This window comes from Streptomyces sp. NPDC008092, from assembly GCF_042957285.1.
Classification (GTDB): domain Bacteria; phylum Actinomycetota; class Actinomycetes; order Streptomycetales; family Streptomycetaceae; genus Streptomyces.
In genome coordinates, this window is the sequence record NZ_JBIBHY010000022.1 from 101,753 (window position 1) to 128,517 (window position 26,765).

Below are 26,765 nucleotides of genomic sequence, written 5' to 3' on the forward strand. Positions count from 1 at the left end.
GGACGAACGCCGTCCCCCTCCAGGCCCCGGGAAATCCCGTTCAGCACGCCGTACCCGCAGCTCGCACGGCCCGCTCAGGGGTCTGCGCGCACGCATGTCCCGCCGGGGCTGTCCCACGGCCGCACCAGGCCGCCGCGCTCGGGCGACGCAGGCTGTCGGCGCCGGGCGAGCCGCGAGCTGCACCATCCCGTCCGACCCGAGAGGTCAGCCATGAGTACAGGCAAGTCCGCCACCCCGTCCGCATCCGCACAGTCGCTCCGCCGCGCCATGTCCGGCCTCGCCGGACCGCTGAGCTCCGGCGAAGGCACCGTGCCCGACTTCGCCGCCGCACCACGCCCGGCGGCCGGCGAGGAGCCGTCGGTACTGATCCTCGGTGCGGGCGTCGGCGGACTCACCGCCGCCTACGAACTGGGCAGGCTCGGCTACCGGTGCACGGTCCTGGAGCCCCAGCCCCGCACCGGCGGCCGCAACCGCACCGCCCGTAAGGGCGACAAGCTGTACGAACTCGACGGCGAGGGCGACCGCCCGGTGCTGACCCACACCTGTGCCTTCGACAAGGGCCTGTACCTCAACCTCGGCCCCGGCCGCATCCCGTACCACCACCGGCGGGTCCTCAAGTACTGCGCCGACCTCGGGGTGTCTCTGGAGCCGTACATCATGGAGACGACGGCGAACGTCCTGCACCGTGCGGGACACACCCCGCCCGGCCGGCCCTGGCGCAACCGGCGGATCGCCAACGACACCCGAGGCCACCTCGCCGCGCTCCTGTCCGCCACCCTGACCGGGAACGACGAGTACACCGGACTGCTGCGGGACCTGCTGCGCAAGTTCGGCGACCTGGACGAGGAGGGCGAGTACCACGGTTCCACCCGCGCCGGCTATGCCGAGCCGCTCGACGTCCACGAATTCCCCCAGCCCGCAGACCCGCTGAGCCTGACCGATCTGGTCGCCTCGGAGTTCTGGAAGCACCGCTTCTACCAGCCGGTGGACTACCTCTGGCAGGCCACGATGTTCCAGCCGGTCGGCGGCATGGACAAGATCGTCCACGCCCTCACCGAACGGATCACCTCCAAGTACGAGGTGACCGTCGAACTTGAGGCGGAGGCTCTCTCGGTCGACCTCACGGGTGAAGGGGTCACCGTCACCTACCGTGCCGGCGGACGGGAGCTGACGGCGACGGCGGACTACTGCGTGAGCAACATCCCGTTCCCGGTACTGCAGCAGCTCACGCTCACCGGCTTCTCCCAGGCGTTCGAGAACGCCGTAGGGGCGGTGGAGTACGCCCCGACGTGCAAGGTCGGCTGGCAGGCCAACCGCAGGTTCTGGGAGGACGACCACCACCAGATCTACGGCGGCATCAGCTGGACCGACCACCCCATCACCCAGTTCTGGTACCCCTCCAACGACTACTTCTCCAGGACGGGCACCCTCACCGGTGCCTACAACTTCGGCGAACACGCCGAGAAGATGGGCAAACTCGCGCCGGCCGACCGGCTGAGCCTGGCCCGGGACGGCGCGGCACAACTGCACCAGGAGTTCCTGGAGAGGACCACCGTGCCCGATGAGCTGGGCGTCACCATCGCCTGGCACAAGGTGCCCCACCAACTCGGCGGCTGGGCCGACTGGGACCCCTCCGACGAGGGCCACCGGGTCGCCTACAAACAGCTCCTCGAACCCGAGGGCGACGGACGCTTCTACGTCGTCGGCGACCAGGCATCCCCGCTTCCCGGCTGGCAGGAAGGAGCCATGATGTCGGCGCAGTACGTCGTCGCCCAGATCCTCGGCCTCCTCCCACGCACCGCCCCCGAAACCGTCCAGGTCCCGGACGCCGCGTTCCTCACCCAGGGACTCTGACCACCACACGTGCCCTGGGGCCGGATCCGCGGCGGATCCGGCCCCAGGGCAGTACAGGTCATCTCGACACCGGTCAGTGAGTACATCCGCTTCGAGTACGACGTGACGGACGGGCTGAACATCGCGGCCGGCGAAGGCGTGCGGTGGCTGTCACGGCGCAACGCGACCGGCATCGCGCTTCCGGGCGACGACTTCTGGCTGTTCGACTCCCACCTCGTGCTCGTCAACCACTTCGACGGCGAGGGCGAGAACATGGAGGTCGAGCTCACGGAAGATCCCGAGGTGGCGAAGCTCTGCGAGGCGGCCTTCGAGGCCGGGTGGCAGCGTGCAACGCCCCACGCGGCGTTCGAGCCGGTCTGACAGCCCGAACAGCACCGTCGCACCGACATGACATCGCCGTCTTCGAGCGTCCAGGAAGCCCGCAAGGCACTCGGACAGCGTCCGGCCGAGATCCGCAAGGCGGCCGGACTCACCAAGCGAGCGTTGGCCCAGAGCCTGGGCCGGCACGAGTCGAAGGCTTCGCGCTTCGAAAGCGGCGCCCGTGCGCCCTCGGAGCACGACCTTCGCGATTGGTGTTCCGTGTGCGGCGCGGAGAGTGCGGCAGAGCGCATCCGCCTTCAACAGGTGGCGCCGATGACGCCGGAAGTGCTGTTCAGCCGACCCTTTTGCGTGAGCGATGCGTGAGCGGACGAGATGGCACCGGCTGTGAGGGACCGGACCGAAGGTCACGCGGTACCTGTTCTGACCAGGCGGATCCGGAAACCGAAGCAGCGCCCGGAACCACCCGGCAAGATCCAGCCAGGACTTTTGATCCATTGGTTGTGGGTTCGAGTCCCACACGGCCTACCGGTGGTGGTCGGGGGTACGCCCTCAGACGCTGCCCGCCGTCCTGACCGGCGAGGCCAGGCCAGGCCAGACCGAGACCGAGACCGAGGCCGAGACCGGGATCGGGACCGGGACCGGGACCGAGTATTTTCCCGGCCTGCCGTCACCGCTACCGCTACCGCCAGCCGCCCGTGAAGTCGCTGTTCAGCTGGGCGTCGCAGATGTTGTAGCCGCCCGAGGCGTGCGCCTTCTTCGTCTTGCCGTCGGTGGTGACCGAGCAGTTGATGTCCCCGGATCCCTGCAGCTGTGCCATCACGTGGAAGTACATCGCGTCGCCCTTCAGCGGCAGCGTCGCCTCGAACCTGCCGTTCTCGAAGGTGCCCTTGCGGGTGTCGGTGTCGGAGCCGTAGGTGATGTCGAGGCCGCCGAGGGCGCCGGCCGGGGCGGAGCCCCAGACCTTGAAGACGGCGGTCTTCGCGGCGCCGGTCCGGTCCGCGCCGGAGGCTGCCTTCGTGGCTGTCGGCGCCGCGGCGGCCTTGATGCCGCCGGAGCGGTTCGAGCCGTCGGAGCCGTTGGAGTCCTTGCTGCCGGAGCCGCCGATCGCCGCGCCGACCGCGACGATCGCCACGAACACGCCGATCAGTCCGAGACAGCCCAGGCCCACGATCTTGCCCGCGCCGGGCTTCTTCCGCGGCGGCTGCGGCTGGAACGGCGGGACGCCGTAGGGCTGTTGAGGGCCGCCCCAGCCGGGCTGCCGGGGCGGGTAGGGCTGCTGGTCGTTCATGGGTCCCCCTGGGCGTCTTGCCACTGGATGTGAAGTGTGTGACTTGTACGGGCGGGGGTGCGGTTGCCGTCGCCCGGCGAGGTTCACCGGAACGGGGGTACGGAGCCGCCCGGTGCGGAACGGTCAACGCCTGGTGATGCGGCGGTTCGTGTGGCCCCTGCATTGATCAAAGCCGGTGCAAACTTTCGAGGCGGTGGTGAACCGGCGCCGTCCCGCCGGCATCCGTCGTCGCCAACGTGGCCTAATCTCCCCTCAGTTCCAGCGAACACATGACTGGATTGCACGGGTCGCGCGCGCCGAACGCCGGTGCCTTCGGCGGCCGGGGGGAGAACACGCGTTCATGGGACGCAGACATCCGCTGGTGGCGTCCGCGGGCCTCGCGGTTCTGCTCGTCGGCTGCCTCGGGTCGGGCGCCGCCCAGGCGGACCCCGTCGCCGGTCCGGCGCTGTACGTCGACGACGCGGCCGCGGGCTGCAGCGACACCGGTCCCGGTTCGGCGGCGGAGCCCTTCTGCCAGATCCAGCCGGCCGCGGACGCCGCGGCTCCCGGGGACACCGTCCGGATCGCGGGAAACGGGGCGAGGTACGCGCCGGTGACCATCCGGTCCAGGGGCACCGCGGACGCGCCGATCAGGTTCCTCGCCGTGGCCGGGGACGGCTCGCCCGTCAACGTCGGGGGCAAGGGCGTCGCGGCGGTCACCTTCGACGGTGCCCAGTACGTCGACATGGCCGCGGTCCGGGTCGCAGGGGCCAGGACCACCGCCCTGGCCGTCACCGGCTCGCAGCACATCACCTATCGCGACACCTACGCGGAGAGCACCCTCACCGGCGCCACCTCGGTGGTCGCGGTCGACGGGACTTCCTCCGACGTCTCGCTCATCCGCGTCCGCGTCTCCCAGGCGTCCGGGCGGGGCTTCAGCAGTGCTGCCGGGGCACGGAACATCACCCTCGCCGACGACGACTTCTTCGACCAGGGTGTCTCGGCCGTGGGCACCACCGGCATCGACCTCGCGGGCGACACCTTCAACACGATCTGCGGCGACGCGATCAGCCTGACCGACGGTACTTCGGGCTCGGTGGAGAACGTCGTCGCCCAGAGCGGCGGTACGACGTCGTGCTCCGGCACCGGTACCCCGGCCGAGATCACGGTGGACGCCACGTCGGCCCCGCAGGTCACCGCGGACTACAACGCGGTCAACCCGTTGCCGGCCGGCACGGACTACGACTGGGCCGGCACCGCGTACGCCACCGCGCAGGCGTTCCGGGCGGGCACCGGGCAGGGCGATCACGACCTGGACCAGACGGACCTGACGATCCCCGTACTCGGGCAGCCCGCCGAACACTCACCGCTCGTCGACTCGGGCGACTCCGACGCGCCCGGCGAGCAGCCCACGGACATCAACGGCCACGCCCGGGTCGACGACCCCCTGGTCCCGGACACCGGCGCGGGCACCGGCCACGTCGACCGGGGAGCCGTGGAGTTCCAGGACCCGCTCACCGTGAGCGGGGTCGTCATGGGCTCCGGGTACGTCGGCATTCCGGACACCGCCGCCGCACGGATCAGCAACCCGTGGTCGGACTCGCTGGACGGGCTGACGTACACCTTCGACTTCGGGGACGGTACGACCGTCACCTCCACCACCGGATCGGCCGCCCACACCTACACCGCGGCCACCACGGGCAGCGGCGTCCAGGTCGTCGTGCTGGTGGACAGGGCCGACGGCACCCGGATCGGCGGCGCCGACGTCTGGCACACGGTCGCACCGGTACCGGACCTCGCCGCGATGCTCGGCTGCGGGACCACCCCCTCGGCGCCGGACACGGCCGGCTGCGAGTACGACATCGACTTCGACCCGTACGCGATCACGGGGGACCGGATCACCTTCGGCGACGGTTCGAAGGCCGTCTCCGCCGCCGCCCCCAGCGGCACGCTGAAGCACACCTTCCCGGCCCCCGGCACCTACACCGTCACGCAGACGATCACCGACGCCGGTGGGCGGACCCTCACCAAGACCGCCAGGACGACGGTCGGCGCGGCCTTCGTCGGCGCGGGCCCCAGGCGCCTGCTGGACACCCGGAACGGGACGGGCGCGCCCAAGCGGACGGTGGGCGCCGGCGGCGTGGTCCGGCTGAAGGTCCTCGGCGTGGGCGGCGTCCCGGCGTCCGGGGTCACCGCGGTGACGCTGAACGTGGCCGACACGGATGCCACCGCCGCCGGCTACGTGACGGTCTACCCGGACGGCACCACCCGCCCGGCCACCCCGAACCTCGACTTCCGGGCCGGACAGAGCAACCCGAACCTGGTCACCGTCAAGGTGGGCACCGACGGCTACGTCGATCTCTACAACGCGCACGGCAAGGTGAACCTCGTCGCCGACCTGGAGGGCTACTACACCACCAAGGTCATCAAGGAGACCCAGGACATGTCCGGCCTCGCCGTGGTGGCGCCGACCCGGGTGCTGGACACCCGCTCCGGCACCGGTGCGCGCAAGGGCGCGGTCGGGCCCCGCAGCACCACGACGGTCACCCTGCCGAAGTACACCCGGGGCGGCGCGACCGTCGCCGCCGTCCTCGACGTGACGGTGACCGGGGCCACCGGCAGCGGCTACATCACCGTCGGCTGCGACGGCCCCACCCCGCCGACCACGTCCACCCTCGCCTACCGGGCCGGGCAGACCGTCTCCAACCTGGCCGTGCCCTGCGCGTACGGCGGCCTGTTCCACATCTACAACAGCGCCGGGCACGTCCAGCTGATCGCCGACCTCCAGGGCGTGTACACCGACGACTACGCCAACTCAGGCGCCGACCCGGGCGCCCGCGTCGGCGCGCCGTACGTGGCGACCACGCCCGCCCGTTTCCTCGACACCCGCGCCGGGCTGGGCGCGCCCCGCAGGGCACTGGGCGCGAACGGCACCCTCACCGTCAAGGTCGCGGGCGTCCACGGGGTCCCGGCCGGAGCCTCCGCGGTGCTGGTCGACCTCACCGGCGTCAGCCCGACGGCCGCCACCCACCTGACGGCCTACGGCGACGGCAGCCTGCCCAACGTCTCCGACGACAACCTCACCGCGGGCCAGACCCGTCCGGTCCTGGCCGTGATCCCGGTCGCGAGCGACGGCACCATCCACCTCCACAACGCGTACGGCTCGGTGGACGTCCTGGCCGACCTGGAGGGGTACTTCGGCTGACCGCGGTGCTCAGCGCACCCGCACCCCGGTCAGCACCCCGTCGCCCACCTCGTGCAGGGCGACGGCGAACTCCCCCTGGGAGGCGAGCAGTCCGTGGAACGCGGCCACCTGGTCCCGGTGGCTCACCGCGTTGTCGACGGCCAGGATGCCGTACGGCTTCAGGACGCGCCGCAGGTGCGGCCAGTAGTCGACGTACGCGGGCCGCTCGGCGTCGAGCACGACCAGGTCGACGGATGCGTCCGGGGTGCCGGCCAGGGTCTCGGCGCCGTCGCCGTGGCGGACGTCCGCGTACTCCCGGACTCCCGCCTTCTCCAGGTTGGCCAGCGCCGCGGTGACGCGGCCGGCGTCGATGTCCACCGTCGTCAGGCGGCCGCCGGTGTCGCGGAGGGCGTCGGCGAACCAGATCGCCGAGTAGCCGTTGGAGGTGCCGATCTCCAGGACGGACGTGGCGCGCCGGGCCCGGATCAGCGTCGAGATCAGCCGGGCCGCGTCCGGGGTCATGTTGCGCAGTCGCAGCAGCCGGTCGGCCAGCGGGCCGTCGTGCGCCCGCCCCTCCTGGTAGAGGTCGTCGAGAACACGCGCCAGCTGGTCGTCCACGGAGGCTCCCCTCGTCGGTGTGCCTGCTGTTGCTAGCACGTCCGGCGGGGCGCCGTACATCGGAAAAGGCGGGGGCTCAGCCCGCGTTGAGCTCCGTCAGCTCGGCCAGCGGCAGCGTGTGCTGGGTGTGCAGGACCTTCGCGCGCAGGTAGCGGACGTTGTGGGCGGTGCTGAAGACGCCGGTCGGGACGCGGTCGCGGACGGTGACGCCGAGGCCGCGCAACTGCTCGGCCTTGTCGGGGTTGTTGGAGAGCAGGTCCAGGTCGGTGACGCCGAGGGCGGCCAGCATCTGGGCGGCGGCGGTGTAGTCGCGGGCGTCCTCGGGGAGGCCGAGGGCGGCGTTCGCCTCGTAGGTGTCGAGGCCCTGGTCCTGGAGGGCGTAGGCGTCGAGCTTGTTGTAGAGGCCGATGCCGCGGCCCTCCTGGCGCAGGTAGAGCAGGACACCGCCGCGCTCGGCGATGCGCTCGACGGCCTCGCGCAGCTGGGGTCCGCAGTCGCAGCGGGCCGAACCGAAGACGTCGCCGGTCAGGCACTCGGAGTGCAGGCGCACCAGCGGGAGGGCACCGGGGGCGGGCTCGCCGATGACGACGGCGAGGTGCTCCTGTCCGTCGGTCAGGCCATGGAACGTGACGAGCTCGGTGTTGACGCTGTAACCGTCGTTGAAGCGCAGCGGGACCCGGACACGGGCGCGCTGGGTGGCGGCGGGGAAGTCGGTCATCGGGGTCTCCAGTGGGGCGTCGCGGGTGCCTGCTTCAGATTTGAAGCAGATCCACGGCTGGAACCCTACCCCATGCTTTAAATTTGAAGCAACAGATTTCCGTACGGTTTCGCGAAATCGAGCGCACGATCCGGGTGCGCGAGCCGCGTGTGCGAGCCGAGGGGCGTGAGCCGGGTGTGTGAGCCGGGTTCAGGATCCGGAACAGGGCGACGACGACCGGCGTCGCCACGGCAGCTTGTCCGTCGCCGGGAGGGGGGCCGACTCGTCGCCCTCCAGCGCCCGCGCGATCACCGAGCTGATCTCCTCCAGCTGCTCCACCTGCTCGGCGGAGAGATGGTCGAAGACCGCCGCCCGCACCGTCTCCACGTGGCCCGGCGCCGTGCGCTCCAGCACCGCCATGCCCTCGTCCGTCAGGATCGCGAAGCTGCTCCGCTTGTCCCACTGGCAGTCCTCGCGCCGGATCAGCCCGTCCTTCTCCAGCCGGGTCACGGCGTACGTCAGCCTGCTCCGGGTGATCTTCGACTTCTCGGCGAGATCGGTCATGCGCAGCTTGCGGTCCGGCGCCTCGGAGAGGTTGGCGAGGATGCCGTAGTACAGATGGGGCATGCCGGCGTCCTGCTGGAGCTGCCGGTCGATCGCGTCCTCCAGGAGGTGCGTCGCCGCCATGTAGGCGCGCCAGGCGCGCTGCTCCTTCGGAGTGAGCCAGCGAGTCGTCATGGCACCAGTGTAGGTTTGTTTCAAACTTTAACCAAGCGTCCGTGTCAGAGCAGTCGGGCCGACCCCGTCAGCCGTACGCCCGTACGGTGATACAGCCGGTCGGCCGGTCAGCCCGCCCGCCCGCCGAGAGTGAGCGCGTCCGATGCCGTACCCCTACGTCCTGCTGTCCGCCGCCGTCTCCCTCGACGGCTTCCTCGACGACACCGGCCCCGACCGGCTGCTGCTCTCCTCCCCTGCCGACTTCGACCGCGTCGACGAGGTACGGGCCTCCGTCGACGCCATCCTGATCGGCGCCGGCACCATCCGCGCGGACAACCCGCGGCTCCTGGTCAACTCCCCGGAGCGGCGCGCGGCCCGGACCGCCGCCGGCCTGCCCGAGTACCCCCTCAAGGTCACGGTCACCGCGACCGGCGACCTCGACCCGGACGCGAAGTTCTGGCACACCGGCGGCGCGAAGACCGTGTACACGACGGACGAGGGCGAGCGGCGGGCCCGTGCCCTCGGGATCGCCGCCGACGTCGTCTCCCTCGGCGCCGACCTCGACTGGCGGCTGCTCCTGGAGCACCTGTACGACGTACGGGGCGTACGGCGGCTGATGGTCGAGGGCGGCGGCACCGTCCACACCCAGCTCCTCCAGGAGGGCCTGGCCGACGAGCTCCAGCTGGTCCTCGCCCCCCTCTTCGTCGGCGACCCGAAGGCACCGCGGCTGTTCGGGCCCGGCGGGTACCAGGCCGGGCGGCTGCGGCTCCTGGACACCCGGCGGATCGAGGACGTCGTCCTCATGCGCTACGAGCCCACGGCCCCCGGCGCGGGCGGGGCGGCGGCCGCCGCGGACCGGCACTGGCTGCGGCTCGCCTGCGAGCTGGCGGCCGAGTGCCCGCCCTCCCGGACCGCGTTCAGCGTGGGCGCGGTGGTCGTGGCGGCCGACGGCACGGAACTGGCCCGCGGCCACTCCCGGGAGGCCGGCGACCCCGTGGTCCACGCGGAGGAGGCGGCCCTGGCCAAGATCCCCGCGGACGACCCCCGGCTGGCCACGGCCACCGTCTACACCAGCCTCGAACCCTGCACCCACCGCGCCTCCCGCCCGCACCCCTGCGCCGAGCTGATCCTCCGGGCGGGGGTACGACGGGTGGTGACGGCGTGGCGCGAGCCGGACACGTTCGTGGCGGCGGCCGACGGGACGGGGATGCTGCGGGAGGCGGGGGTGGAGGTACTGGTGCTGGGGGAGTACGAGGGCCTGGCGAAGGCGCCGAACGGGCATCTCCTCGGCTGAGGGGAGGGGCGGAGGGGCCGGGCGGAGGGGCGCAGGGGCGTCTGCTTGCGTGGGCGTGGGCGTGGGCTCACCCGAGCCGGTGGCGCAGCTCCTCTGCGCCCTCTGCCGCGGCCGAGGGCGCAGCCGTGCCCGCCGGTGGCCCGGCCGCGGTGAGGCTGGCGAGCAGCGTCAGACGCTCGGCGGACGGGCTGCCGGGCTCGGCGTGGAAACACATCATGGTCAGGCTGTTCGTGCCCAGGACCGCCAGCTTCTCGATCCGGAGGTCCAGCTCACCGACCTGCGGGTGCCGCAGCAGGGCCCGTCCGCCCTGCTTCGGGCGGACGTCGTGGCGCGCCCACAGATACCGGAAGCGCTCGCTGTGCACGGACAGTTCACCGACCAGGGCGGACAGCCGCGGGTCGCCCGGATCCTCCCCGGCCGCCACCCGCAGCGTCGACGCGAGGCCCGCCGTGGTGACGTCCCAGTCGCGGTGCAGGGTGCGCACGGCGTCGTTCAGGAACACCTCCCGGGCCAGGTTCGCCCCGGGCCGGTGCGCGGGGGAGAGGGCGACGGCCAGGGGGGTCGCCGCGCGTACGTCGCAGAGCCGCCCGGCCACCACCACGGGCAGCGCGGACCACGTCTCCAGGAGCATGCGGATGCCCGCCGGCACCTGCTCGCCGCGCGGCCGGGAGCGCCGGGGCGGGACGGGGACACGGTCCTGCTGCCGGGGCACGGCCGGCCGTTCGACGGCGGCCCCCGCGAGGCGGTCGCCCAGGCCCGGTGCTTCGGCGTGCACTGACCCCCGCGGCGGCCTCCGCCGCCCTCCGCCACCCCGTGCGTCTCAACCCGTGTGACTCACCCCCTTCGGATGGCGTATGCTGGTGTCACCGACGCGGGGTGGAGCAGCTCGGTAGCTCGCTGGGCTCATAACCCAGAGGTCGCAGGTTCAAATCCTGTCCCCGCTACTGAAGCTCAGGGCCGGAATCCAAGATCCGAGGATTCCGGCCCTGAGTCATATCCGGGCACGTGTTCCTCATCACACACTTCCGCACTCATCCGCCCGGCCCACACCATTCGCCCCACCCGCTCACAGCCGCAAACCTGGACGGACAGGCATCGAACACACCGGACACGTCGAACACGTAGGGCATCGGGAACGTCAGGGGGGTCGCGTGGTGGGCCGTGGAGAGGTGGCGCAGCACGGCCAGGCATCCGCCCGCACCCTCGCCCGCTTCCTGCCGGCGCTGCTGATCTGCACCGGCGTCTGCTACGACGTCCTCACCCCCGCCCCCTTCACCGCGGTGCCCTTCTTCACGGCCGCCCCGCTGATCGCCGCACCCCTCTCCTCCCTGCGCACCACCCTCCTCACGGGCCTGGCCGCACTCGTCGCCACCTACGCCGTGCACGCGCGGTTCGCCGTTCTCCCGGACGCCGACGCCGTCACCGAGGTCGTCACCGTGGCCACCGTCGCCGTCCTCGCCGCCGGCATCAACCGGATCGTCCGCATCGGCGACCAGCGCCTCGCCTCCGCCCGCGAGGTCGCCGAGGCCGCCCAGCGGGCCGTCCTGCCCGAACCCGCCGAGCGGATCGGCGGCTTCGAGATCGCCGCCCGCTACGAGGCGGCGCAGGAAGGCACCTTCATCGGCGGCGACCTGTACGCCGTCCAGGACACCCCGTACGGCGTGCGGCTGGTCGTCGGCGACGTACGCGGCAAGGGGATGGGCGCGGTCGCCGCGGTCGCCGTGGTCATCGGGGCGTTCCGGGAGGCCGCCGAGCAGGAGGCCACGCTGGAGGCGGTGGCCGGGCGGCTGGAGCGGGCGCTGGCGCGCGAGGGCGTCCGGCGCGGCGGCATCGACGCCCACGAGGGCTTCACCACCGCCGTACTCGCCGAACTCCCGCACGGCGACGGCACGCTCCGGCTCGTCAACCGGGGCCATCCGCCGCCCCTGCTGCTGCACGGCGACGGCGAGGTCTGCCCGGTGCGGGCGCCGGAGGCCGCGCTGCCGCTCGGGATGGGCGAGTTGGGGGCCTGGCCGGACCGGGCCGCCGAGCACGCGTTCCCGAACGGGGCCACGCTGCTGCTGCACACCGACGGCCTCTCCGAGGCGCGGGACGCGCACGGCCGGTTCTACGACCCGGAGCGGCGGCTCACCGGCCGTACCGTCACCGCCCCGGGCCCCCTGGTGGCCCGGCTCGCGGCCGAGGTGCGCCGGCACACCGGCGGCGGCATGACGGACGACATGGCACTGCTCGCCGTGCGACGGCCCTGAGCGGCGGGCGGTCACGTTCGGTGTCCGTGCGACCGCCCTGCGCATAACAACTGAGTCACCATCAAAACCTGTGTGACTCCTGAGCTGAGCAGCGCGCACCGCCGACTCGACCGTTTTTGACCGGTCGTGGCAGGTAAGTCCAAGCTTTGAAAGCTTAATGATCAAGACGAACAGCTTGGAATCTGGTAGCCGGGTCTATTAACGTTCGATAACGCAGCGCGGTCGTCCCAGCCGTCACCCGCGACGGCTCCGTGCGCATGCGCCGAATCCCGCAAGGGAACCGGGGAACCACCACCTTGGGGTGAATCGCACGGCTACCGCCGGGTACGAAACGGCCGGTATACGCGCGTAGGAGACCTTCCTGCTCCGAACCCGTCAGCTAACCCGGTAGGCGGCGGAAGGAAAGGAGTGCGCCCGCGTGGCGTCCAACCCGCCTGCTCCGACAGCCCCGTTCGTGCCCAGCCAGCGTCAGCCCGAGACCTTCGGCTACGGCGGCTACCGCGCCGACGAAGGCCCCTTCGAGGAGTGGAACCCCACCGAGGAGTCCCTCTCCGCGGTACGCGGCCGGCACCGGGTCGCCAAGCAGAAGGGCGGCGGGCTCGCCCGCAGCTCCACGGTTCTCGGCGTCGGCGTCATCGCCGCCGTCGGCGCGGGCGGCATGGCCAGCGCCAACACCGGCAAGCCGCCGGTCTCCATCTCGCTGCCCGACCTGCCGTCCTCCGTCGGCTCGCTGCTCGGCGAGGACGGCGGCCACCAGGCGACCCGGACCGCGCTCAGCAGCGTCACCACGACGACCGCCACCGACGCGGACTCCTCCTCGTCCGACGCCGGCGAGGCGCTGCGCAGCCGGATCATCGCCCAGGCCGCACAGCAGCAGAGCCAGCTCGACACCAAGGCCAGCGCCAAGGCCGTCGCCGCCGCCGACAAGGCGGTCGCCGACGCCGAGGCCAAGGCGGAGAAGGCGGCCGCCGCCAAGGCCGCCGACGCCAAGGAGAAGGCCGAGGCCTCCGCGAAGCAGAAGGCCGAGCAGGCCCGCCTCGCCGAGCTGGCCAAGCAGTACACGCTGCCCGTCGTCTCGTACACGATCACCGGTACCTTCGGCCAGGCCGGATCCATGTGGTCCTCCGGCTACCACACCGGCCTCGACTTCGCGGCGCCCACCGGCACGCTGATCAAGGCCGTGCACAGCGGCACGGTCACCGAGGCGGGCTGGGCCGGCTCCTACGGCTACCGCACGATCATCACCCTCGACGACGGCACCGAGCTGTGGTTCTGCCACCAGTCCTCGATCGGCGTCAAGGTCGGCCAGAAGGTCTCCACCGGCGACGTCATCGGCCGCGTGGGCGCCACCGGCAACGTGACCGGCCCGCACCTCCACCTGGAGGTCCACCCGAACGGCCAGGCCACCGCCATCGACCCGATGACCTGGCTGCGCGGCAAGGGCCTCAACCCCTGACCTGACCCGGACCGCACCCACCGGCCCCCGGCGGCCCTGACGGCAACCCCCCGGCGTCAGGGCCGTCGGTGTGCCGCGCCCCGGGCAGGCGGCGCGCCTTTACAAGAACTTCGTGTTGCGTCGGCATGGGGTGCCCGGCGACGCGTGTTGAAGTGAAGCATGAGTGCTTCTTCCCCTTCCCTCCGCAAGCTCGGCGCCTCCGACCTGGAGGTCTTCCCGCTCGCCCTCGGCGGCAACGTCTTCGGCTGGACCGCCGACGAGGCCACCTCCTTCGCCGTCCTCGACGCGTACGCCGCCGCGGGCGGCAACTTCGTGGACACCGCCGACTCGTACTCGGCGTGGATCGAGGGCAACAAGGGCGGCGAGTCCGAGACGATCATCGGCAACTGGGTCAAGGCGCGCGGCAACCGCGACGACGTCGTCATCGCGACGAAGGTCAGCCAGCACCCCGAGTACCCCGGCCTGTCCGCCGCCAACATCAAGGCCGCCGCCGACGCGTCCCTGCGCCGTCTGGGCACCGACCACATCGACCTCTACTACACGCACTTCGACAAGCCCGAGATCCCGGTCGAGGAGATCATCGGCGCGCTGGACGAGCTGGTGCGGGCGGGCAAGGTCCGGCACATCGCCGCGTCCAACATCACGCCGGAGCGGCTCCAGGAGTCCCTGGACTTCTCCGACCGCGAGGGCCTCGCCCGGTACGTGGCCCTCCAGCCCCACTACAACCTGGTCTCCCGCGACACCTACGAGGGCCCCCTCCAGGACCTGGCCTCCCGCACCGGCCTCGCGGCCGTCCCCTACTTCTCGCTGGCCGCCGGCTTCCTCACCGGCAAGTACCGCCCCGGTACGACGGTCGACAGCGCGCGAGCGGGCCGGGCCGCCCAGTACGCCGAGTCGGAGCGCGGCCAGAAGGTCCTTGCCGCCCTGGACGAGATCGCCGCGGCCCACGAGGCCCCGGTCCCCACGGTCGCCCTGGCCTGGCTGGCGGCCCAGCCCACCATCACGGCCCCGATCGCCTCGGCCCGCACCCTGGAGCAACTCCCGCCCCTGCTGGGCGTGGCGGACCTGACCCTGACGGACGAGGAACTGACGAAACTGACGAGGGCTTCGGCCTGACGGTCCTCTTCCTCCGCCGCTCACAGATCTCTTCCGCCGCAACGGCGCCCAGCCCGCGCGGCGCGTCCCGGCGGTGCCGAACTCTCCGCGACCCGAAGCCCTAACTCCGGTACGGGTTGTAGGCCGGGTACGGCACCGCCGCCCCGTACCACCCCGGCGCCCCGTAAACCGACGGCGTCTGGCCGCCGTACCCAGGCCACCCGCCCGGCGCGGCCGTCCGCGCCGCGTACTCCAGGGCCGGCCGCACCAGCTCCCGCCGGTTCCACAGCTCCGTGAGGAGCTCCCGCTCCCGCACCACGAAGTCGGCCCCCGCCTGCCCCCGCTGCCCCCGGCGCCGCAGCAGCGCCAGCGTCGTCGCGTACCCCTCGTACTCGGCGACCGCCCGCCCCGCCGCCTTCCCGAAGTGGTACGCGGCGTACTCCCGGGCCATCTGCCGCGCCCGCATCGACCCGAGCACGAACGGCTCCGCCGTCCCCAGCCACCCCGCGTAGACGTACGCCGGCAGCTCCTCCCGCACGGTCCGCAGCTCCCGCTGCCGCGTCCAGATCGCCAGCCAGGCCAGCAGCCCGAACGCCGGCACCATGAACATGCCGTACACGGCGAAGAACCCGTACTGCCCGAACGTCGAGGACCCGTTCCAGAACGCGTGCATGCTCATCGCGAGCAGCAGCCCGGCGAGCGGCACCAGCACCCGCCGCGCCCGCTGCCGCTCCCCGGAGAACGCGGCGATGCCGAAGCCGATGCCGGTGAGGACGGTGAAGAGCGGGTGCGCGAACGGGGAGAGCACGATGCGCACGAAGAACGTCGCGGCGGTGACGGAGGCGATCCCGCTGTCCCCGGTCAGCTGGTCGGTCCCGAAGGCCGTACCGAGGTAGAGGATGTTCTCGGTGAACGCGAACCCGGTGGCGGTGACCCCGGCTATCACCACCCCGTCGACGATCCCGGTGAAGTCCCGCCTGCGGAAGAGGAAGACGAGGAGGACGGCCGCCGCCTTCGCCGACTCCTCGACGACCGGCGCTATCAGGGTCGCCCCGAGCCGGTCCGCGCTGCTCGGGTCCGCGGTCGCCGTCGCTATCCATCTGGTCGCGAAGCTGTTGGCGACGATGGCTATCAGCGCGGCCGCGCAGGCGCCCCAGGCGAACGCGAACAGCAGGTTCCGCCAGGGTCCCGGCTGCACCCGGTCCAGCCACCGGAACGCGCCCACGAGCAGCGGCACGGGCAGCACGGCGAGCCCGAGCCCGACCAGGAAGCCCTCCGTCCCCGTCTGCTCCCGCACCAGCGCGAGGATCACCAGACCGGAGAGGGCGAGCAGCGTGCCCAGCGCGCCGTACCGCACCCAGCGCCGCTGCCACCAGCGGGGATGCCGCAGACCGCGGTCGGCGGGGTCCGGTGGGTAGGGCGGGTGTGCCGGGTACGCCGGATGCTGCGGGTACGGCGAGTACGGCGGCGGGGAGGTGGCCACGGCATCGACCCTAACGAGGTGACTCCTGACGGTGCTGCTCGCTCTGCGGCACCCGGTGCTGTACGCGACGGAAGAGCAGATCGTTCACCACATGTCCCTTGTCCAGTCCCTGGCCCTCGAAACGGGTCAGCGGCCGGTGCGCCGGACGTGGCGCGAAACCGCCGTCGGCCTGCGTGTTCTCGAACTCCGGGTGGGCGTCGAGCACTTCGAGCATCTGCTCGGCGTACGGCTCCCAGTCGGTCGCGCAGTGCACGATCGCCCCGGGCCGCAGCCGGGTCGCGGCGAGGTCGAGGACCTCGGGCTGGATCAGCCGCCGCTTGTGGTGCCGCTTCTTCGGCCAGGGGTCCGGGAAGTACACGCGCAGTCCGTCCAGCGAGTCCGGCGTCAGCATCTCCCGGAGCAGGATGATCGCGTCGCCGTTCCCGACCCGGACGTTGGACAGCCCGTTCTGGTCGGCGAGGTTGAGCAGGTTCCCCTGGCCCGGCGTGTGCACGTCGACGGCGAGGATGTTGACGCCCGGCTCCTCGGCGGCCATCTGCGCGGTCGCCTCGCCCATCCCGAACCCGATCTCCAGCACCACCGGGTCGTCGTTCCCGAACAGCTCGCCGAGGTCGATGACCTGCTGCCCGTCGATGTCCAGGCCCCACTTGGGCCACAGCCGCTGCAGCGCGTCGGCCTGCCCGGCGGTGACCCGGCTGCGGCGCGGCTGGAAGCTGCGGATCCGCCGCTCGAAGTGCGACCCGGCCGGATCGGCCCTGGGCCCGTCCGGGAACCGCGGCTCCCCCTTGGCCCGGGTGTGCCGGACGGACACTCCGGGGGTGTGGTCGGGGTGCGCACCGGGGACGTGCCCGGCGGGGCCGGTCTCGGCGGGCCGGGGGGCTTCGGGGGCGTTGCGGGAGTCAGACACAGTGCGTCGATTTTACGGCCCCCGCCGGACGGCCGAGGGGGTCACGCCGAGCCCAGCGTCTCCAGCGCCCTCCGGGCCACCTCCCGCCCGATCGGCAGCGAGGCGGTCGCCGCGGGCGAGGGCGCGTTCAGCACGTGGACCGCGCGCGGCCCCTCCTTGATCAGGAAGTCGTCGACGAGCGTCCCGTCCCGCAGCACGGCCTGCGCCCGCACCCCCGCGGCCGCCCGCACCAGGTCCCCCTCCTCCGCGGCGGGCAGCAGCCGCCGTACGGCCGTCGTGAACGCCTTCTTCGACACCGACCGGAGCAGCTCCCCGCCCCCGTACCGCCAGTGCCGCCGCGCCAGCGCCCAGGATCCCGGCCAGGCCAGTGTCCCGGCGACCTCCCGCGGGCGGACGACGTCCCACCCGTACCCCTCCCGGGCCAGCGCCGGCACCGCGTTCGGCCCGATGTGCACGCCTCCGTCGATCCCGCGCGTGAGATGCACCCCGAGGAACGGGAACGCCGGGTCCGGCACCGGGTACACCAGCCCCCGCACCAGCTCCGGCCGCGCCAGCTCGTAGTACTCCCCGCGGAACGGCACGATCCGCATCCCCGGCTCGTCCCCGGTCAGCCGTGCGACCTCGTCGCAGTACAGCCCCGCGCAGTTGACGAGCACACGCGCGCGTACGACGTCGCCGCGCGAGGTGAGCACGGCCACCCCCCGCTCCGGCCGCCGGTCCACGCGGACCACCCGGGCGCCGTACCGGATCTCCGCCCCCGAGGCCTCCCCGAGCTGCCGGGCGACGCCCACGAAGTCGGCCACCCCGGTCGTCCCGACGTGTATGGCGGCGAGCCCCCGCACCTCGGGCTCGTACTCCCCGATCTGGGAGCCCCCGAGCTCCCGCACCGGTATGCCGTTCTCCCGGCCGCGCTGCACGAGCGCGTGCAGGCGGGGCAGCTCCGCCCGCTCGGTGGCGACGATCAGCTTGCCGATGACGGCGTGCGCGATGCCGTACTCCGCGCAGAACTTGACCATCTCCGCGCCGCCCTTGACGGCGTACCGCGCCTTCAGCGAGCCGGGCCGGTAGTAGATCCCGCTGTGGATGACCCCGCTGTTCCGCCCGGTCTGGTGCCTCGCCGGACCGGCCTCCTTCTCCAGCACGGTGACCCGGGTCCCGGGCGCGGCACGGGTGATCGCGTACGCGGTGGACAGCCCGACGATGCCACCCCCGACGACGAGCACGTCACAGTCGTACCCGACAGACACCTGCACCACCTCCCGCATCCGATAGTGCACTGCGCCACTGACAGCCACTTCAAACGTACGGTTGGTGAAGTGCCCCGTCAGGGGCGCGGGACTGGATTCGATGTGTGGCCACGCACACGCGCCCCAAAGGGGCGCGGGGAACTGCGCGACCAGCCCCCACGCACCCGCACCCGCGAGATCACCGCGGCCCGGCAGACGGCTGGGCGATCCTCACGCCGGCGCCATCAGCAACGGCCGCGCCCGCTCCCGCAGCTCCACCACCCTCGGCTCGTCCCCGTACGGCTCCAGCCGGTGCAGCAGATCCTTCACGTACTCCGTCGTCCGCGCGGACGATATCCGCCCGGCCACCTCCACGGCCCGCACCCCCTGCTCGCACGCCGCGTCGAGGTTGCCCGACTCCAGTTCGGCGACGGCGGAGACCACCAGCCGCAGCCCGTGCGACCGCACGAACTCCTCCGTCGGCTTGGACAGGGCCTGCTCCGTGAAGCGCCGCACCTGCCGCGGGGCCTTCAGGTCCCGGTAGCACTCGGCCGCGTCCGCGGCGAACCGGTCGTAGCCGTAGAAACCGAGCCAGGAGGGATCGTTGTCCCCCTCCCGCGCCCGTTCCAGCCACCCCTCCGCCGCCTTCAGCGCGGCCCCCGCGGCCTGCGCGTCACCGGCACGCGCGTGTGCCCGCGCCTCGACCAGCCGGAAGAAGCTCATGGTGCGCGCGGTCGCCAGCCCCCGGTTCCGCTCCACCGCGGCCTGCGCGAGGTCGACGCCCTCGTCGCCGAAGCCCCGGTACGTCGCCTGCAGGGACATCGATGCCAGGACGTACCCGCCGAGCGGCACGTCGGCCGCCGCGCGGGCGAGCCGCAGCGCCTGGATGTAGTACCGCTGCGCGGCCTCCTGCTGGCCGGTGTCGAAGGCCATCCACCCGGCGAGGCGCGTCAGTTCGGCACTCGCCCCGAACAGCGCCCGCCCGACTTCGTCGGAGTACGCGCCGAGCAGCAGCGGTGCCGCCTCCACCCGTAAACACTCCGGCACCATCGACGACCGCCAGTCGCCGCCGCCGTACTTGGAGTCCCAGCGCCTGGCGTCCTCGGCGGCCTCCCGCAGCTTCTGCACGTCGCTGTGGCCGACTTTGAGCGGTGCGCCCGAACCGTCCAAGGCGTTCGCCTCGCGCGCGACCGAACTGTCGGCGGGGGTTATCAGCCAACGCGAGGCGGGCGTTGCGTATGCGCTCACTGCGAACGAACCGGCCAGCGACTGCCAGATACCGCCGGAACCGGCCCGGCGGCCGGCGAGGTCGAGGCGGTACAGCTCCGTCGCCGACCGCACCGCCTGGCCGACGTCCCTGGGGAAGGCGAGGCCCACTTCGGGGGCGGGATCCGCGTCCGCCAGGCCGATCTCGTGGAGCGGCACCGGGCGGCCGAGCTTCTGGCCTATCGCGGCGGCGATGAGGTGTGGCGCGGCGCCCTGCGGCACCATGCCCTTCGACACCCAGCGCGCCACCGACGTCTTGTCGTAGCGAAGAGTCAACCCGCGTTGAGCGCCAAGATCGTTGACGCGTCGCGCGAGTCCTGCGTTGCTGATTCCCGCGAGGGCGAGAACGGCGCCGAGCTTTTCGTTCGGCCCGCGTTGCTCCCTGGACATGCGCCACCCCTCGACACAGACGGCTGCCGCGCTGGCATAACCACGCGGCATTCGTAAACCCAGCGTAGTTCGCCGCATCCCAAGCGTTAAGGGGCATTGTTCCGGATGGCGGGATTGTGGTCCGTACGCGAGTGCGGCCCATATACGCACCGTGCACGGCCTGTCGCGGCGTGCCCCCGCCGTGTGGCCGTGCGCCCGGCCGTGCGCTCTTCTCCGGCCAACTGGGGAGCGGTTCCATGGCTGATGCGTGGGTCGGCCCGCTGTACTGGATCCAGTGGGCTGGGGGACACCGCCACCTTCATCCCCGCGGGTGGCGGACCGGTCCGGGAGGCGATGCCCGCCTCCCGGACTGTGCGCGTTCGGGCACGCACGCGTGTGATGCGCAAAGCATGTACGGAGCGTGCGCAAGCCCGCGCGGCCCTCGCCGATTTGGCCGAAAATCGACCCCACCTTTTTCGGCGATCCAACGCTCCTACCACGGCAATTGAGGGCGTGAAGGGCGTTTTTGGGGAGCGTACGGGGGGCGCATTCGCGTCGCAGTCGCCCGGTACCGTACGGCGGCCGGCTTCCGCCGCGGCTCTTCCACGGCTCTTCCACGGCAAGCGCGCGCGGCCGGTCCTGCGGCAACTCCGCGGCAACTCCGTGAAATCTTCCAGGGATCAAAGGCGGCCCCACCGCCCCTCCTGACCGCGTCCTTCATGGCAGCATGGGGACCCGGTTCGTACCGTGCATGGTTGTCCACAGCCTGTGGAGGCGTCGATGCGGTGGTTGGTGGGATGGAGCAGCACCATCTCCGGTGCCGCCACGCTCGGCTCCGCCGGCGCCATGGGCTACGACGGCGAGACCGTCCACCCCGTCGGCTCCCAGCTCCTGTGGGGCGACCCCGACCCGCTCTGGGCGGTCGGCGACTGGCGCCCCGACGAGGTGCGCGTCATCAAGGCCGACGCGCAGAACCGCATCGCCGTCCTCGGCACCTGCGGCGCCACCGACGAGGAGCTGCGGCTCGGCCTCTTCACGGCGCGCGGGGGCGCACTCCGGCATCTGACCGCCTGGCCCGGCAGCTACACCGCCGTCGTCCAGGTCGGCCGCCGGATCACCGTCTGCGGCGACCTCGCCGGCGCCCGCCCGGTCTTCCACACCCCCTGGGCAGGCGGTACGGCCTACGCCACGGCCGCGCTCCCGCTCGCCGACCTCATCGAGGCCAACCTCGACTACGGCCACCTCGCGGCCCTCCTGGCCGCCCCCGACGTACCGGCCGCGGTGCACGACTCGACCCCGTACGAGGGCGTGCGGCGCATTCCGCCGGGGCATGCGCTGATCCTGCGCACCGGGGCGCGCGAGGTCGCCGGATACGAGCAGGTCGCCTCGCTCGCGGTCGCGGCCCCCTCCGCCGACCCGGACCGCGCGGTGGACGCCGTACGGGACGCACTCGTAGAAGCGGTACGCGCGCGGCTGTCGGCACCCCGGCACGTCCCGGACATCGACCCAGGTCCGGTACCCGGCATGGGCCCCGCGGAGCGGCGTGCGGCGCGCGGGATGCCGGTCCCGGGCATCGGCGCCGACCTCTCCGGCGGCCCGGCGTCGGGGACGCTCGCGCTGCTCGCCGCGGGCCTGCCCGGCATGCCCGGCACGGTCCTCGGCCACGGCACGGGCGCCGGCGAGCGCCTGCTCGCCGTCACCTTCAACGACCTGGCCGTGGGCGGGCGCGAGGCCGAACTCCAGCGCGCGGGCACCCTCGCCGCCAACCCGCGCCTGCACCACGTGGTGGTCACCGGCGGCGAGGAGATTTTGCCCTACGCCGACCTCGACGGCCCCCTCACCGACGAACCGGGCCCGTCCCTGATCTCCGCGGCCCGGCACCGCGCCCGGCTCGCCGCGGGCAGCGCCGACCACTTCACCGGCTACGGCGCCCGCCAGGTCCTGGACGCCCACCCCGCGCGCCTCGCCGACCTGCTGATGGACCGCAAGCGCCGCCACCTCGTCCGCCCGGTCGCCGCGCTCGCCAAGGCCGACGGCTCCGTGATGGTCCCCGCGCGCGTGTACAGCGCGGCGCGGCGCCTGGCGCGTACGCCGTACCGCGCGGGCGTCGAGTCGCTCGCCGAGCGCCTGCTGCGGCGCCGGTTCGACGACCCCGGAGGCGCGGTCGGCGCGTCCCTCGCGGCACTCACCTGGGCGAGACCGGGCCCGGCGGCGCGTTGGCTGACCGGCGAGGCCCTCGCTGAAGTATCGGTTCTGCTCCAGGGGGCGGCGAACCGCTCCGGCGTCGGCCCCGGGCAGCGCCCCGGAGACTATCGCGCGCGTGCCGTGCTGGCCCGTCACGCGGCCGACATCCGTGTCCTGGAACAGGCGGCCGAAATCCGCTCCCAGCGCCTCCACACGCCCTTCCTCGACAACCAGGTGGTCCGCGCCTGCCGCGAGCTCCCCGAAGCCCTGCGCGTCCAGCCGGGCGCCCGCGCCGCGATCCTCCGCACGGTCCTGGAGGGCGCCGGCGTCGCCGACCTCCCGCCGGGCTGGGGCGCCCCCTCCCACGCCTCCTCGGCGGCCGCCACCCGCACGGGGCTGCGCGTGGCGGCCGACGACCTGATCTCCCTCTTCTCGACGCCGTTGCTGGCGCAGGCGGGCCTGGTGGAGGCGCGGGTGGTCCGCAAGGCGCTGCGCGCGGCCGCCGCGGGGGAGCCGCTGCCGCTGGACGGCCTGGCCGACCTGGTCTCCCTGGAGCTGTGGCTGCGCCGGCTCCTCTCCCGCCGGGGCACGTGCTGGACGGGGACGCCGGCGCGGGCGCGTGCGGTCCCTGCGGGGATACGGCCGATGCGGGGGGCGTTGGCGTCGGGGGCGTGACGTCGTAACGGGGTCGCCGCATCTGGGGGCTGCCGCCCCCAGGCCCCCGCATCGGGGTGCTTCCCCCGTGGCCCGACCGTGGGCCGGCGGGGGCTGACCGCGCAGTTCCTCCCCCAGCCTTCGGCCGGGGGTACCCCCAGCGCCCCTTACGGGGCGCTGTCCAGCCGCCCCCTCCCAGCTCCCCGAGTGCGTGCAGCGTCGGCGGTACTCACTCAGCTGCGGGCGCGCGTGACACTTCTCAGCTGTGGGCTGTGGGCTGTGGGCTGTGGGCTGTGGGCTGTGGGCTGTGGGCTGCGGGGCTGCGGGGCTGCGGGTGCGCGTGACGCTTCTCAGCTGTGGGCTGTGGGCTGCGGGCGCGCGTGACACTTCTCAGCTGCGGGCAGTCGTGCCGCTGGGGCGGCACGGGTGGGCGCGGCGGCACCCGGCCAGCGCCGGTGAGCGTCCCTACCCCCCGGCCTCAACCCCGGGTACCTCTTGACCCCGGTACCGAGACTCCCCGCCCCCCGCCTCGGGCAACCTGCAAACCCCCGGCACCGAAACCCCGTGCCCCTCCCGCCGCCCCCGGCGACAATGACCCGGTGCGGTACCGAATCCTGGGCGTGGCCCAAGCCAGCGACGACCAGGGCACCCCCATACCCGTCGGCGGCCCCCGCCTCCGCGCCCTGCTCACCGTCCTCGCCCTCCACCCCACCCGCACCCACACCCCCGAAACCCTCATCGAGGAGATCTGGGCGGCGGACGACGACCCGCCCCAGGACGCCCCGGCCGCCCTCCAGGCCCTCGTCGGCCGGCTCCGCAGGGTCCTCGGCAGGGACAGCATCGCCTCGACCCCCGGTGGCTACCGCCTTGCGGCGGCCGAGGACGACATCGACCTGCACGTCTTCGAGCGACAGGTACGCGAGGGCGGCCGAGCCCTCGCCACCGGCGACCCGGCGACGGCCCACACCGTGCTCACCGACGCCCTCGCCCTCTGGCGCGGCCCCGCCCTCGCCGACCTCCCCGACCGGACCACCGCCGCCGCCCGCCCCGACGCACTCCGGCTGGAGGCCACCCGCGCCCGCGCCGACGCCGCCCTCCGCCTCGGCCGGGCCGCCGACGCCGTACCGGAGCTGACCGGGCTCACCGCGGTCCACCCGTACGACGAGCCGCTGCACGCCCTGCTCATCCGCGCCCTGCGCGACACCGGGCGCCCGGCGGACGCCCTCGCCGCGTACGAGACCGCCCGCCACACCCTCGCCACCGGCCTCGGCACCGACCCCGGGCCGGAACTCCAGGCGCTCCACGCGTCGTTGCTCGGACAGGAAGCAGCCCCGCCGCAGGGGCCGCCGCCCCGCACCGGCAACCTCCGTCCGCGGCTTACCTCTTTCGTGGGCCGGGAACCCGAGCTCGAAGCCGTTCGTTCCGAATTGCACAGGGCCCGTCTCGTCACCCTCACCGGACCGGGCGGCTCCGGAAAGACCCGTCTCGCCGAGGAGGCCGCCGCCGGGCTCCCGCAGGCATGGCTCGTCGAGCTCGCCCCGCTCGACCGGCCCGAGGCGGTGCCAGGCGCGGTGGTCAGCGCCCTCGGTCTGCGCAAGACCGTGCTCATGACCAACGAGCTGGCGACCGCGCAGACCGACCCCACGGCCCTGCTCGTCGAGTACTGCGCCCCGCGCAGCCAACTCCTGATCCTTGACAACTGTGAACATGTCATCGAGGCCGCGGCCGCCCTCGCCGAGACCCTGCTCACCCACTGCCCGGGGCTCACGGTCCTCGCCACCAGCCGTGAACCCCTCGGCGTCCCGGGCGAGTCGGTGCGCCCGGTCGAACCCCTCGCCCCCGAACAGGCACACCGCCTCTTCGAGGAGCGCGCCGCCGCGGTCCGCCCCGCCACCGGGACCGGGGCCGCGCCGAGCGACCCGGCGGCCGTCGACGAGATCTGCCGGCGCCTGGACGGACTGCCCCTCGCGATCGAGCTCGCGGCGGCCCGGCTGCGACTGCTGACGCCCCGGCAGATCGCCGACCGGCTCGACGACCGCTTCCGCCTGCTCACCGCCGGCAGCCGCACGGTCCTGCCCCGCCAGCAGACCCTGCGCGCGGTCGTCGACTGGTCCTGGGAGCTGCTCGACGAGCGGGAGCGGACCATGCTGCGCGAGGTGTCCGTCTTCGCCGGCGGCTGGGACCTCACGGCGGCGGAGGCCGTCTGCACCGGACCGGCCGCCGACGTCGCCGGCGTCGTCGGGGCGCTCGTCGACAAGTCCCTGGTCGTCGCCACCCCGGACGGCGCCGACGGCTCCGGCGGTATGCGCTACCGCATGCTGGAGACCATCCACGAGTACGCCGCCGAGCGCGCCGCCGAGGTGCCCGGGCTGCGGGCCGCGGCCGAGCGGCGGCACGGGGCATGGGTGTGCGCGCTCGTCGAGGAGGCGGAGCCGAGACTGCGCTCCGGGGAGCAGCTGCCCTGGATCCGCCGCTTGGAGACCGACCTCGACAACATCCGCGCCGCCCTCGACCGGGCGGTCCGCGCGGGCGACGAGGTGCGGGCGGGCCGGATCGTCCTCGCCGCCGGCTGGTTCTGGTGGCTGCGCAACTACCGCCAGGAGGCGACGGCCTCGGTGCGCGCGGTACTGCGACTGGGCGTCGCCCGGGACGCCCTGCCCGAGGGCGCCGGTCCGGACGAGCTGCGCGCGCTCGCCGCCGAGGCGGACCCCGTGGGCGCCCTCCTGGCCGCCCCCGAGGCCCAGACCGGGCACCCGCTGTACGAACTGCGCATGGACCTCAGGATGTTCGACCTGTTCCTGGTTTCCGAGTCCGGCCCGTCGGACCTGACGGCGGACGAGCGGACTCCGCGATACGTCGCGCTCGTCCGGGCCGCCTTCGAACCCGGCGGTCCCCGGGCCGCCCGGATGCCGGGCCTCATCTGGCCGCTCACCGCGTGGAGCCTGGGCGGCTCCGCCGTGGACATCAGCCCGGACATGTCCGCGGTGATCGCCAACTGCCGGGTGTACGGCGGTGACTGGGAGGTCGGCGTCAGCCTGATGTACCGCACCCACATCATGGTCGACTCACCGGGCAACCTGCGGGGCGTCGACGAGGACCTGGCCGAGCTGCGCGTCCTCAGCCGGCGGGTCGGGGACCGCTGGATGGGGGCCCAGGTGTGCAGCGCGGCCGGCGAGGCGGCCATGGCGCGCGGCCGGTTCGCGGCGGCGGAGGGCGAGTACCGGGAGGCGCTGCGCCTCGCCCACGAGGTGGGCGCGTACGCGGAGACGCCGTTCCTGCTCGCGCGGCTTGCCGAGATCGCCTTCCGCTCCGGCGACCTGGTGGGTTCCCAGGCCGTCCTGGACCAGGCGGGTGAGGCCTCCGACCGGTACGCGGTGGCGGAGTCCAAGGCGTACGTGGCGCTGCTGCGGGCGCTCCTGGCCCAGTACGACGGGGACCTTTCCCGGGCGCGCGAGTACTACGAGACCGCCCGCGCCGCCACGTCGGCCGGCTCCGCGCCACCACAGTTCACGGCCGCGATCCGCGCCGTCGAGGCCATGCTCACGGCCCTGGAGCACGGCCCCGCGAGCGGGCTGCCGGTCGTGGCCCAAGGGCTGCGTGAGGCGGTGGAGTACCGGTGCGCCGAGGTGATCACGGCGGCGCTGGTGGACATCGGCGCCGACCTGCTGGCCCGGCTGGGCGACCTGGCCGGTGCGGTACGGCTGTACGCGGCCGCCGACCACTGGCGCGCCGGGAACGTCCGACCCGAGCCGGAGCGCACCCGCGCCGAGGAGGTCGACGCGGCCGCCCGTGCGACGCTGACCCCGCGGCGCTACGCGGCCGAGCGCTCGCGCGGCGCCTCCCTCACCGAGGAGGACGTCCTGCGCGAACTGAGCACCACACCGGCCGCCGCCACCGGCAGCTGAGCCGGCCTCCGAGCCGGGG

At 73.2% G+C, this 26,765-nt stretch carries 18 protein-coding genes, 1 tRNA gene, 1 pseudogene and 1 riboswitch; of the genes and pseudogenes, 11 read left to right on the forward strand and 9 right to left on the reverse strand.

Features of this window, described 5'->3' with window-relative positions; genetic code table 11:
• The first annotated feature begins 210 nt into the window (after positions 1 to 210).
• The 3 genes and pseudogenes from ACFZB3_RS45570 (at position 211) to ACFZB3_RS45580 (ending at position 2,538) form a co-directional block, all read left to right on the forward strand.
• Complete coding sequence (locus ACFZB3_RS45570) at positions 211 to 1,854, forward strand: FAD-dependent oxidoreductase (protein WP_391388842.1); 1,644 nt, start codon at positions 211 to 213, stop codon at positions 1,852 to 1,854.
• Positions 1,855 to 1,899: 45 nt separating this feature from the next.
• Positions 1,900 to 2,214 (forward strand): annotated as a pseudogene (locus ACFZB3_RS45575) (DUF6879 family protein); the annotation flags it as partial.
• 27 nt (positions 2,215 to 2,241) lie between these two features.
• Positions 2,242 to 2,538 carry a helix-turn-helix domain-containing protein gene (locus tag ACFZB3_RS45580; RefSeq protein ID WP_391388845.1) on the forward strand — a complete coding sequence of 99 codons (297 nt, stop codon included), beginning with the start codon at positions 2,242 to 2,244 and terminating at the stop codon, positions 2,536 to 2,538.
• 316 nt (positions 2,539 to 2,854) lie between these two features.
• On the opposite strand, the gene ACFZB3_RS45585 is transcribed toward ACFZB3_RS45580, so the two are convergent.
• Positions 2,855 to 3,463 (reverse strand): hypothetical protein, encoded by a 609-nt coding sequence (locus ACFZB3_RS45585; RefSeq protein ID WP_391388848.1) that lies wholly within the window; start codon positions 3,461 to 3,463, stop codon positions 2,855 to 2,857.
• Between the two features lie 340 nt (positions 3,464 to 3,803).
• Between ACFZB3_RS45585 and ACFZB3_RS45590 the strand changes: the two genes are divergently transcribed.
• A complete protein-coding gene (locus ACFZB3_RS45590; RefSeq protein WP_391388851.1) occupies positions 3,804 to 6,647 on the forward strand; it encodes a PKD domain-containing protein in 2,844 nt (947 codons plus the stop codon).
• Positions 6,648 to 6,656: 9 nt separating this feature from the next.
• Here ACFZB3_RS45590 and ACFZB3_RS45595 read toward each other — a convergent pair whose 3' ends face one another.
• The 3 genes from ACFZB3_RS45595 to ACFZB3_RS45605 all read right to left on the reverse strand — a co-directional run bounded on the left by ACFZB3_RS45595 (position 6,657) and on the right by ACFZB3_RS45605 (position 8,679).
• The gene (locus ACFZB3_RS45595; RefSeq protein WP_391388854.1) at positions 6,657 to 7,244 is read right to left on the reverse strand and encodes a class I SAM-dependent methyltransferase; all 588 of its coding nucleotides are present in this window, start codon (positions 7,242 to 7,244) and stop codon (positions 6,657 to 6,659) included.
• A gap of 76 nt (positions 7,245 to 7,320) precedes the next feature.
• On the reverse strand, positions 7,321 to 7,962 hold the full coding sequence (ribA, locus tag ACFZB3_RS45600) for a GTP cyclohydrolase II RibA (RefSeq protein ID WP_391388857.1): 642 nt from the start codon (positions 7,960 to 7,962) through the stop codon (positions 7,321 to 7,323).
• A gap of 189 nt (positions 7,963 to 8,151) precedes the next feature.
• Positions 8,152 to 8,679 carry a MarR family transcriptional regulator gene (locus ACFZB3_RS45605; protein ID WP_391388860.1) on the reverse strand — a complete coding sequence of 176 codons (528 nt, stop codon included), beginning with the start codon at positions 8,677 to 8,679 and terminating at the stop codon, positions 8,152 to 8,154.
• A 142-nt stretch (positions 8,680 to 8,821) separates the two neighbouring features.
• Between ACFZB3_RS45605 and ACFZB3_RS45610 the strand changes: the two genes are divergently transcribed.
• Positions 8,822 to 9,952: a dihydrofolate reductase family protein gene (locus ACFZB3_RS45610; RefSeq protein ID WP_391388863.1), complete on the forward strand. Its 1,131-nt coding sequence runs from the start codon at positions 8,822 to 8,824 to the stop codon at positions 9,950 to 9,952.
• A gap of 67 nt (positions 9,953 to 10,019) precedes the next feature.
• Here the strand turns inward: ACFZB3_RS45610 and ACFZB3_RS45615 are convergent, their stop codons facing one another.
• Entirely contained in the window at positions 10,020 to 10,727 is a 708-nt protein-coding gene (locus ACFZB3_RS45615) for a hypothetical protein (RefSeq protein WP_391388867.1), read from the reverse strand.
• 95 nt (positions 10,728 to 10,822) lie between these two features.
• On the opposite strand from ACFZB3_RS45615, the gene ACFZB3_RS45620 reads away from it, so the two are divergent.
• The 4 genes from ACFZB3_RS45620 (at position 10,823) to ACFZB3_RS45635 (ending at position 14,773) form a co-directional block, all read left to right on the forward strand.
• Positions 10,823 to 10,896, forward strand: a tRNA-Met gene (locus ACFZB3_RS45620).
• A 207-nt stretch (positions 10,897 to 11,103) separates the two neighbouring features.
• Complete coding sequence (locus tag ACFZB3_RS45625; RefSeq protein WP_391388870.1) at positions 11,104 to 12,201, forward strand: SpoIIE family protein phosphatase; 1,098 nt, start codon at positions 11,104 to 11,106, stop codon at positions 12,199 to 12,201.
• Positions 12,202 to 12,451: 250 nt separating this feature from the next.
• A riboswitch (cyclic di-AMP (ydaO/yuaA leader) is annotated at positions 12,452 to 12,612 on the forward strand.
• Positions 12,613 to 12,619: 7 nt separating this feature from the next.
• Entirely contained in the window at positions 12,620 to 13,657 is a 1,038-nt protein-coding gene (locus ACFZB3_RS45630; protein WP_391388872.1) for a peptidoglycan DD-metalloendopeptidase family protein, read from the forward strand.
• A 159-nt stretch (positions 13,658 to 13,816) separates the two neighbouring features.
• The gene (locus ACFZB3_RS45635) at positions 13,817 to 14,773 is read left to right on the forward strand and encodes an aldo/keto reductase (protein ID WP_391388875.1); all 957 of its coding nucleotides are present in this window, start codon (positions 13,817 to 13,819) and stop codon (positions 14,771 to 14,773) included.
• 100 nt (positions 14,774 to 14,873) lie between these two features.
• Here the strand turns inward: ACFZB3_RS45635 and ACFZB3_RS45640 are convergent, their stop codons facing one another.
• From ACFZB3_RS45640 to ACFZB3_RS45655, 4 genes are all read right to left on the reverse strand, one after another.
• On the reverse strand, positions 14,874 to 16,235 hold the full coding sequence (locus tag ACFZB3_RS45640; protein WP_391388878.1) for a PrsW family glutamic-type intramembrane protease: 1,362 nt from the start codon (positions 16,233 to 16,235) through the stop codon (positions 14,874 to 14,876).
• A 10-nt stretch (positions 16,236 to 16,245) separates the two neighbouring features.
• Positions 16,246 to 17,142 carry a tRNA (guanosine(46)-N7)-methyltransferase TrmB gene (trmB, locus tag ACFZB3_RS45645; protein ID WP_391388882.1) on the reverse strand — a complete coding sequence of 299 codons (897 nt, stop codon included), beginning with the start codon at positions 17,140 to 17,142 and terminating at the stop codon, positions 16,246 to 16,248.
• A gap of 41 nt (positions 17,143 to 17,183) precedes the next feature.
• The gene (lhgO, locus tag ACFZB3_RS45650; RefSeq protein ID WP_391388916.1) at positions 17,184 to 18,407 is read right to left on the reverse strand and encodes an L-2-hydroxyglutarate oxidase; all 1,224 of its coding nucleotides are present in this window, start codon (positions 18,405 to 18,407) and stop codon (positions 17,184 to 17,186) included.
• 192 nt (positions 18,408 to 18,599) lie between these two features.
• On the reverse strand, positions 18,600 to 20,024 hold the full coding sequence (locus ACFZB3_RS45655; RefSeq protein ID WP_352361989.1) for an MFS transporter: 1,425 nt from the start codon (positions 20,022 to 20,024) through the stop codon (positions 18,600 to 18,602).
• A gap of 759 nt (positions 20,025 to 20,783) precedes the next feature.
• Between ACFZB3_RS45655 and ACFZB3_RS45660 the strand changes: the two genes are divergently transcribed.
• Entirely contained in the window at positions 20,784 to 22,862 is a 2,079-nt protein-coding gene (locus ACFZB3_RS45660; protein ID WP_391388886.1) for an asparagine synthase-related protein, read from the forward strand.
• A gap of 578 nt (positions 22,863 to 23,440) precedes the next feature.
• A complete protein-coding gene (locus tag ACFZB3_RS45665) occupies positions 23,441 to 26,746 on the forward strand; it encodes a BTAD domain-containing putative transcriptional regulator (RefSeq protein ID WP_391388889.1) in 3,306 nt (1,101 codons plus the stop codon).
• Positions 26,747 to 26,765 lie beyond the last annotated feature (19 nt).

Coding starts and splice junctions, on each gene's coding strand:
- ACFZB3_RS45635 (WP_391388875.1), top strand. CDS start 13,817: ATGAGTGCTTCTTCCCCTTCCCTCCGCAAGCTCGGCGCCTCCGACCTG.
- ACFZB3_RS45570 (WP_391388842.1), top strand. CDS start 211: ATGAGTACAGGCAAGTCCGCCACCCCGTCCGCATCCGCACAGTCGCTC.
- ACFZB3_RS45585 (WP_391388848.1), bottom strand. CDS start 3,463: ATGAACGACCAGCAGCCCTACCCGCCCCGGCAGCCCGGCTGGGGCGGC.
- ribA (WP_391388857.1), bottom strand. CDS start 7,962: ATGACCGACTTCCCCGCCGCCACCCAGCGCGCCCGTGTCCGGGTCCCG.
- ACFZB3_RS45660 (WP_391388886.1), top strand. CDS start 20,784: ATGCGGTGGTTGGTGGGATGGAGCAGCACCATCTCCGGTGCCGCCACG.
- lhgO (WP_391388916.1), bottom strand. CDS start 18,407: ATGCGGGAGGTGGTGCAGGTGTCTGTCGGGTACGACTGTGACGTGCTC.
- ACFZB3_RS45590 (WP_391388851.1), top strand. CDS start 3,804: ATGGGACGCAGACATCCGCTGGTGGCGTCCGCGGGCCTCGCGGTTCTG.
- ACFZB3_RS45605 (WP_391388860.1), bottom strand. CDS start 8,679: ATGACGACTCGCTGGCTCACTCCGAAGGAGCAGCGCGCCTGGCGCGCC.
- ACFZB3_RS45580 (WP_391388845.1), top strand. CDS start 2,242: ATGACATCGCCGTCTTCGAGCGTCCAGGAAGCCCGCAAGGCACTCGGA.
- ACFZB3_RS45610 (WP_391388863.1), top strand. CDS start 8,822: ATGCCGTACCCCTACGTCCTGCTGTCCGCCGCCGTCTCCCTCGACGGC.
- ACFZB3_RS45655 (WP_352361989.1), bottom strand. CDS start 20,024: ATGTCCAGGGAGCAACGCGGGCCGAACGAAAAGCTCGGCGCCGTTCTC.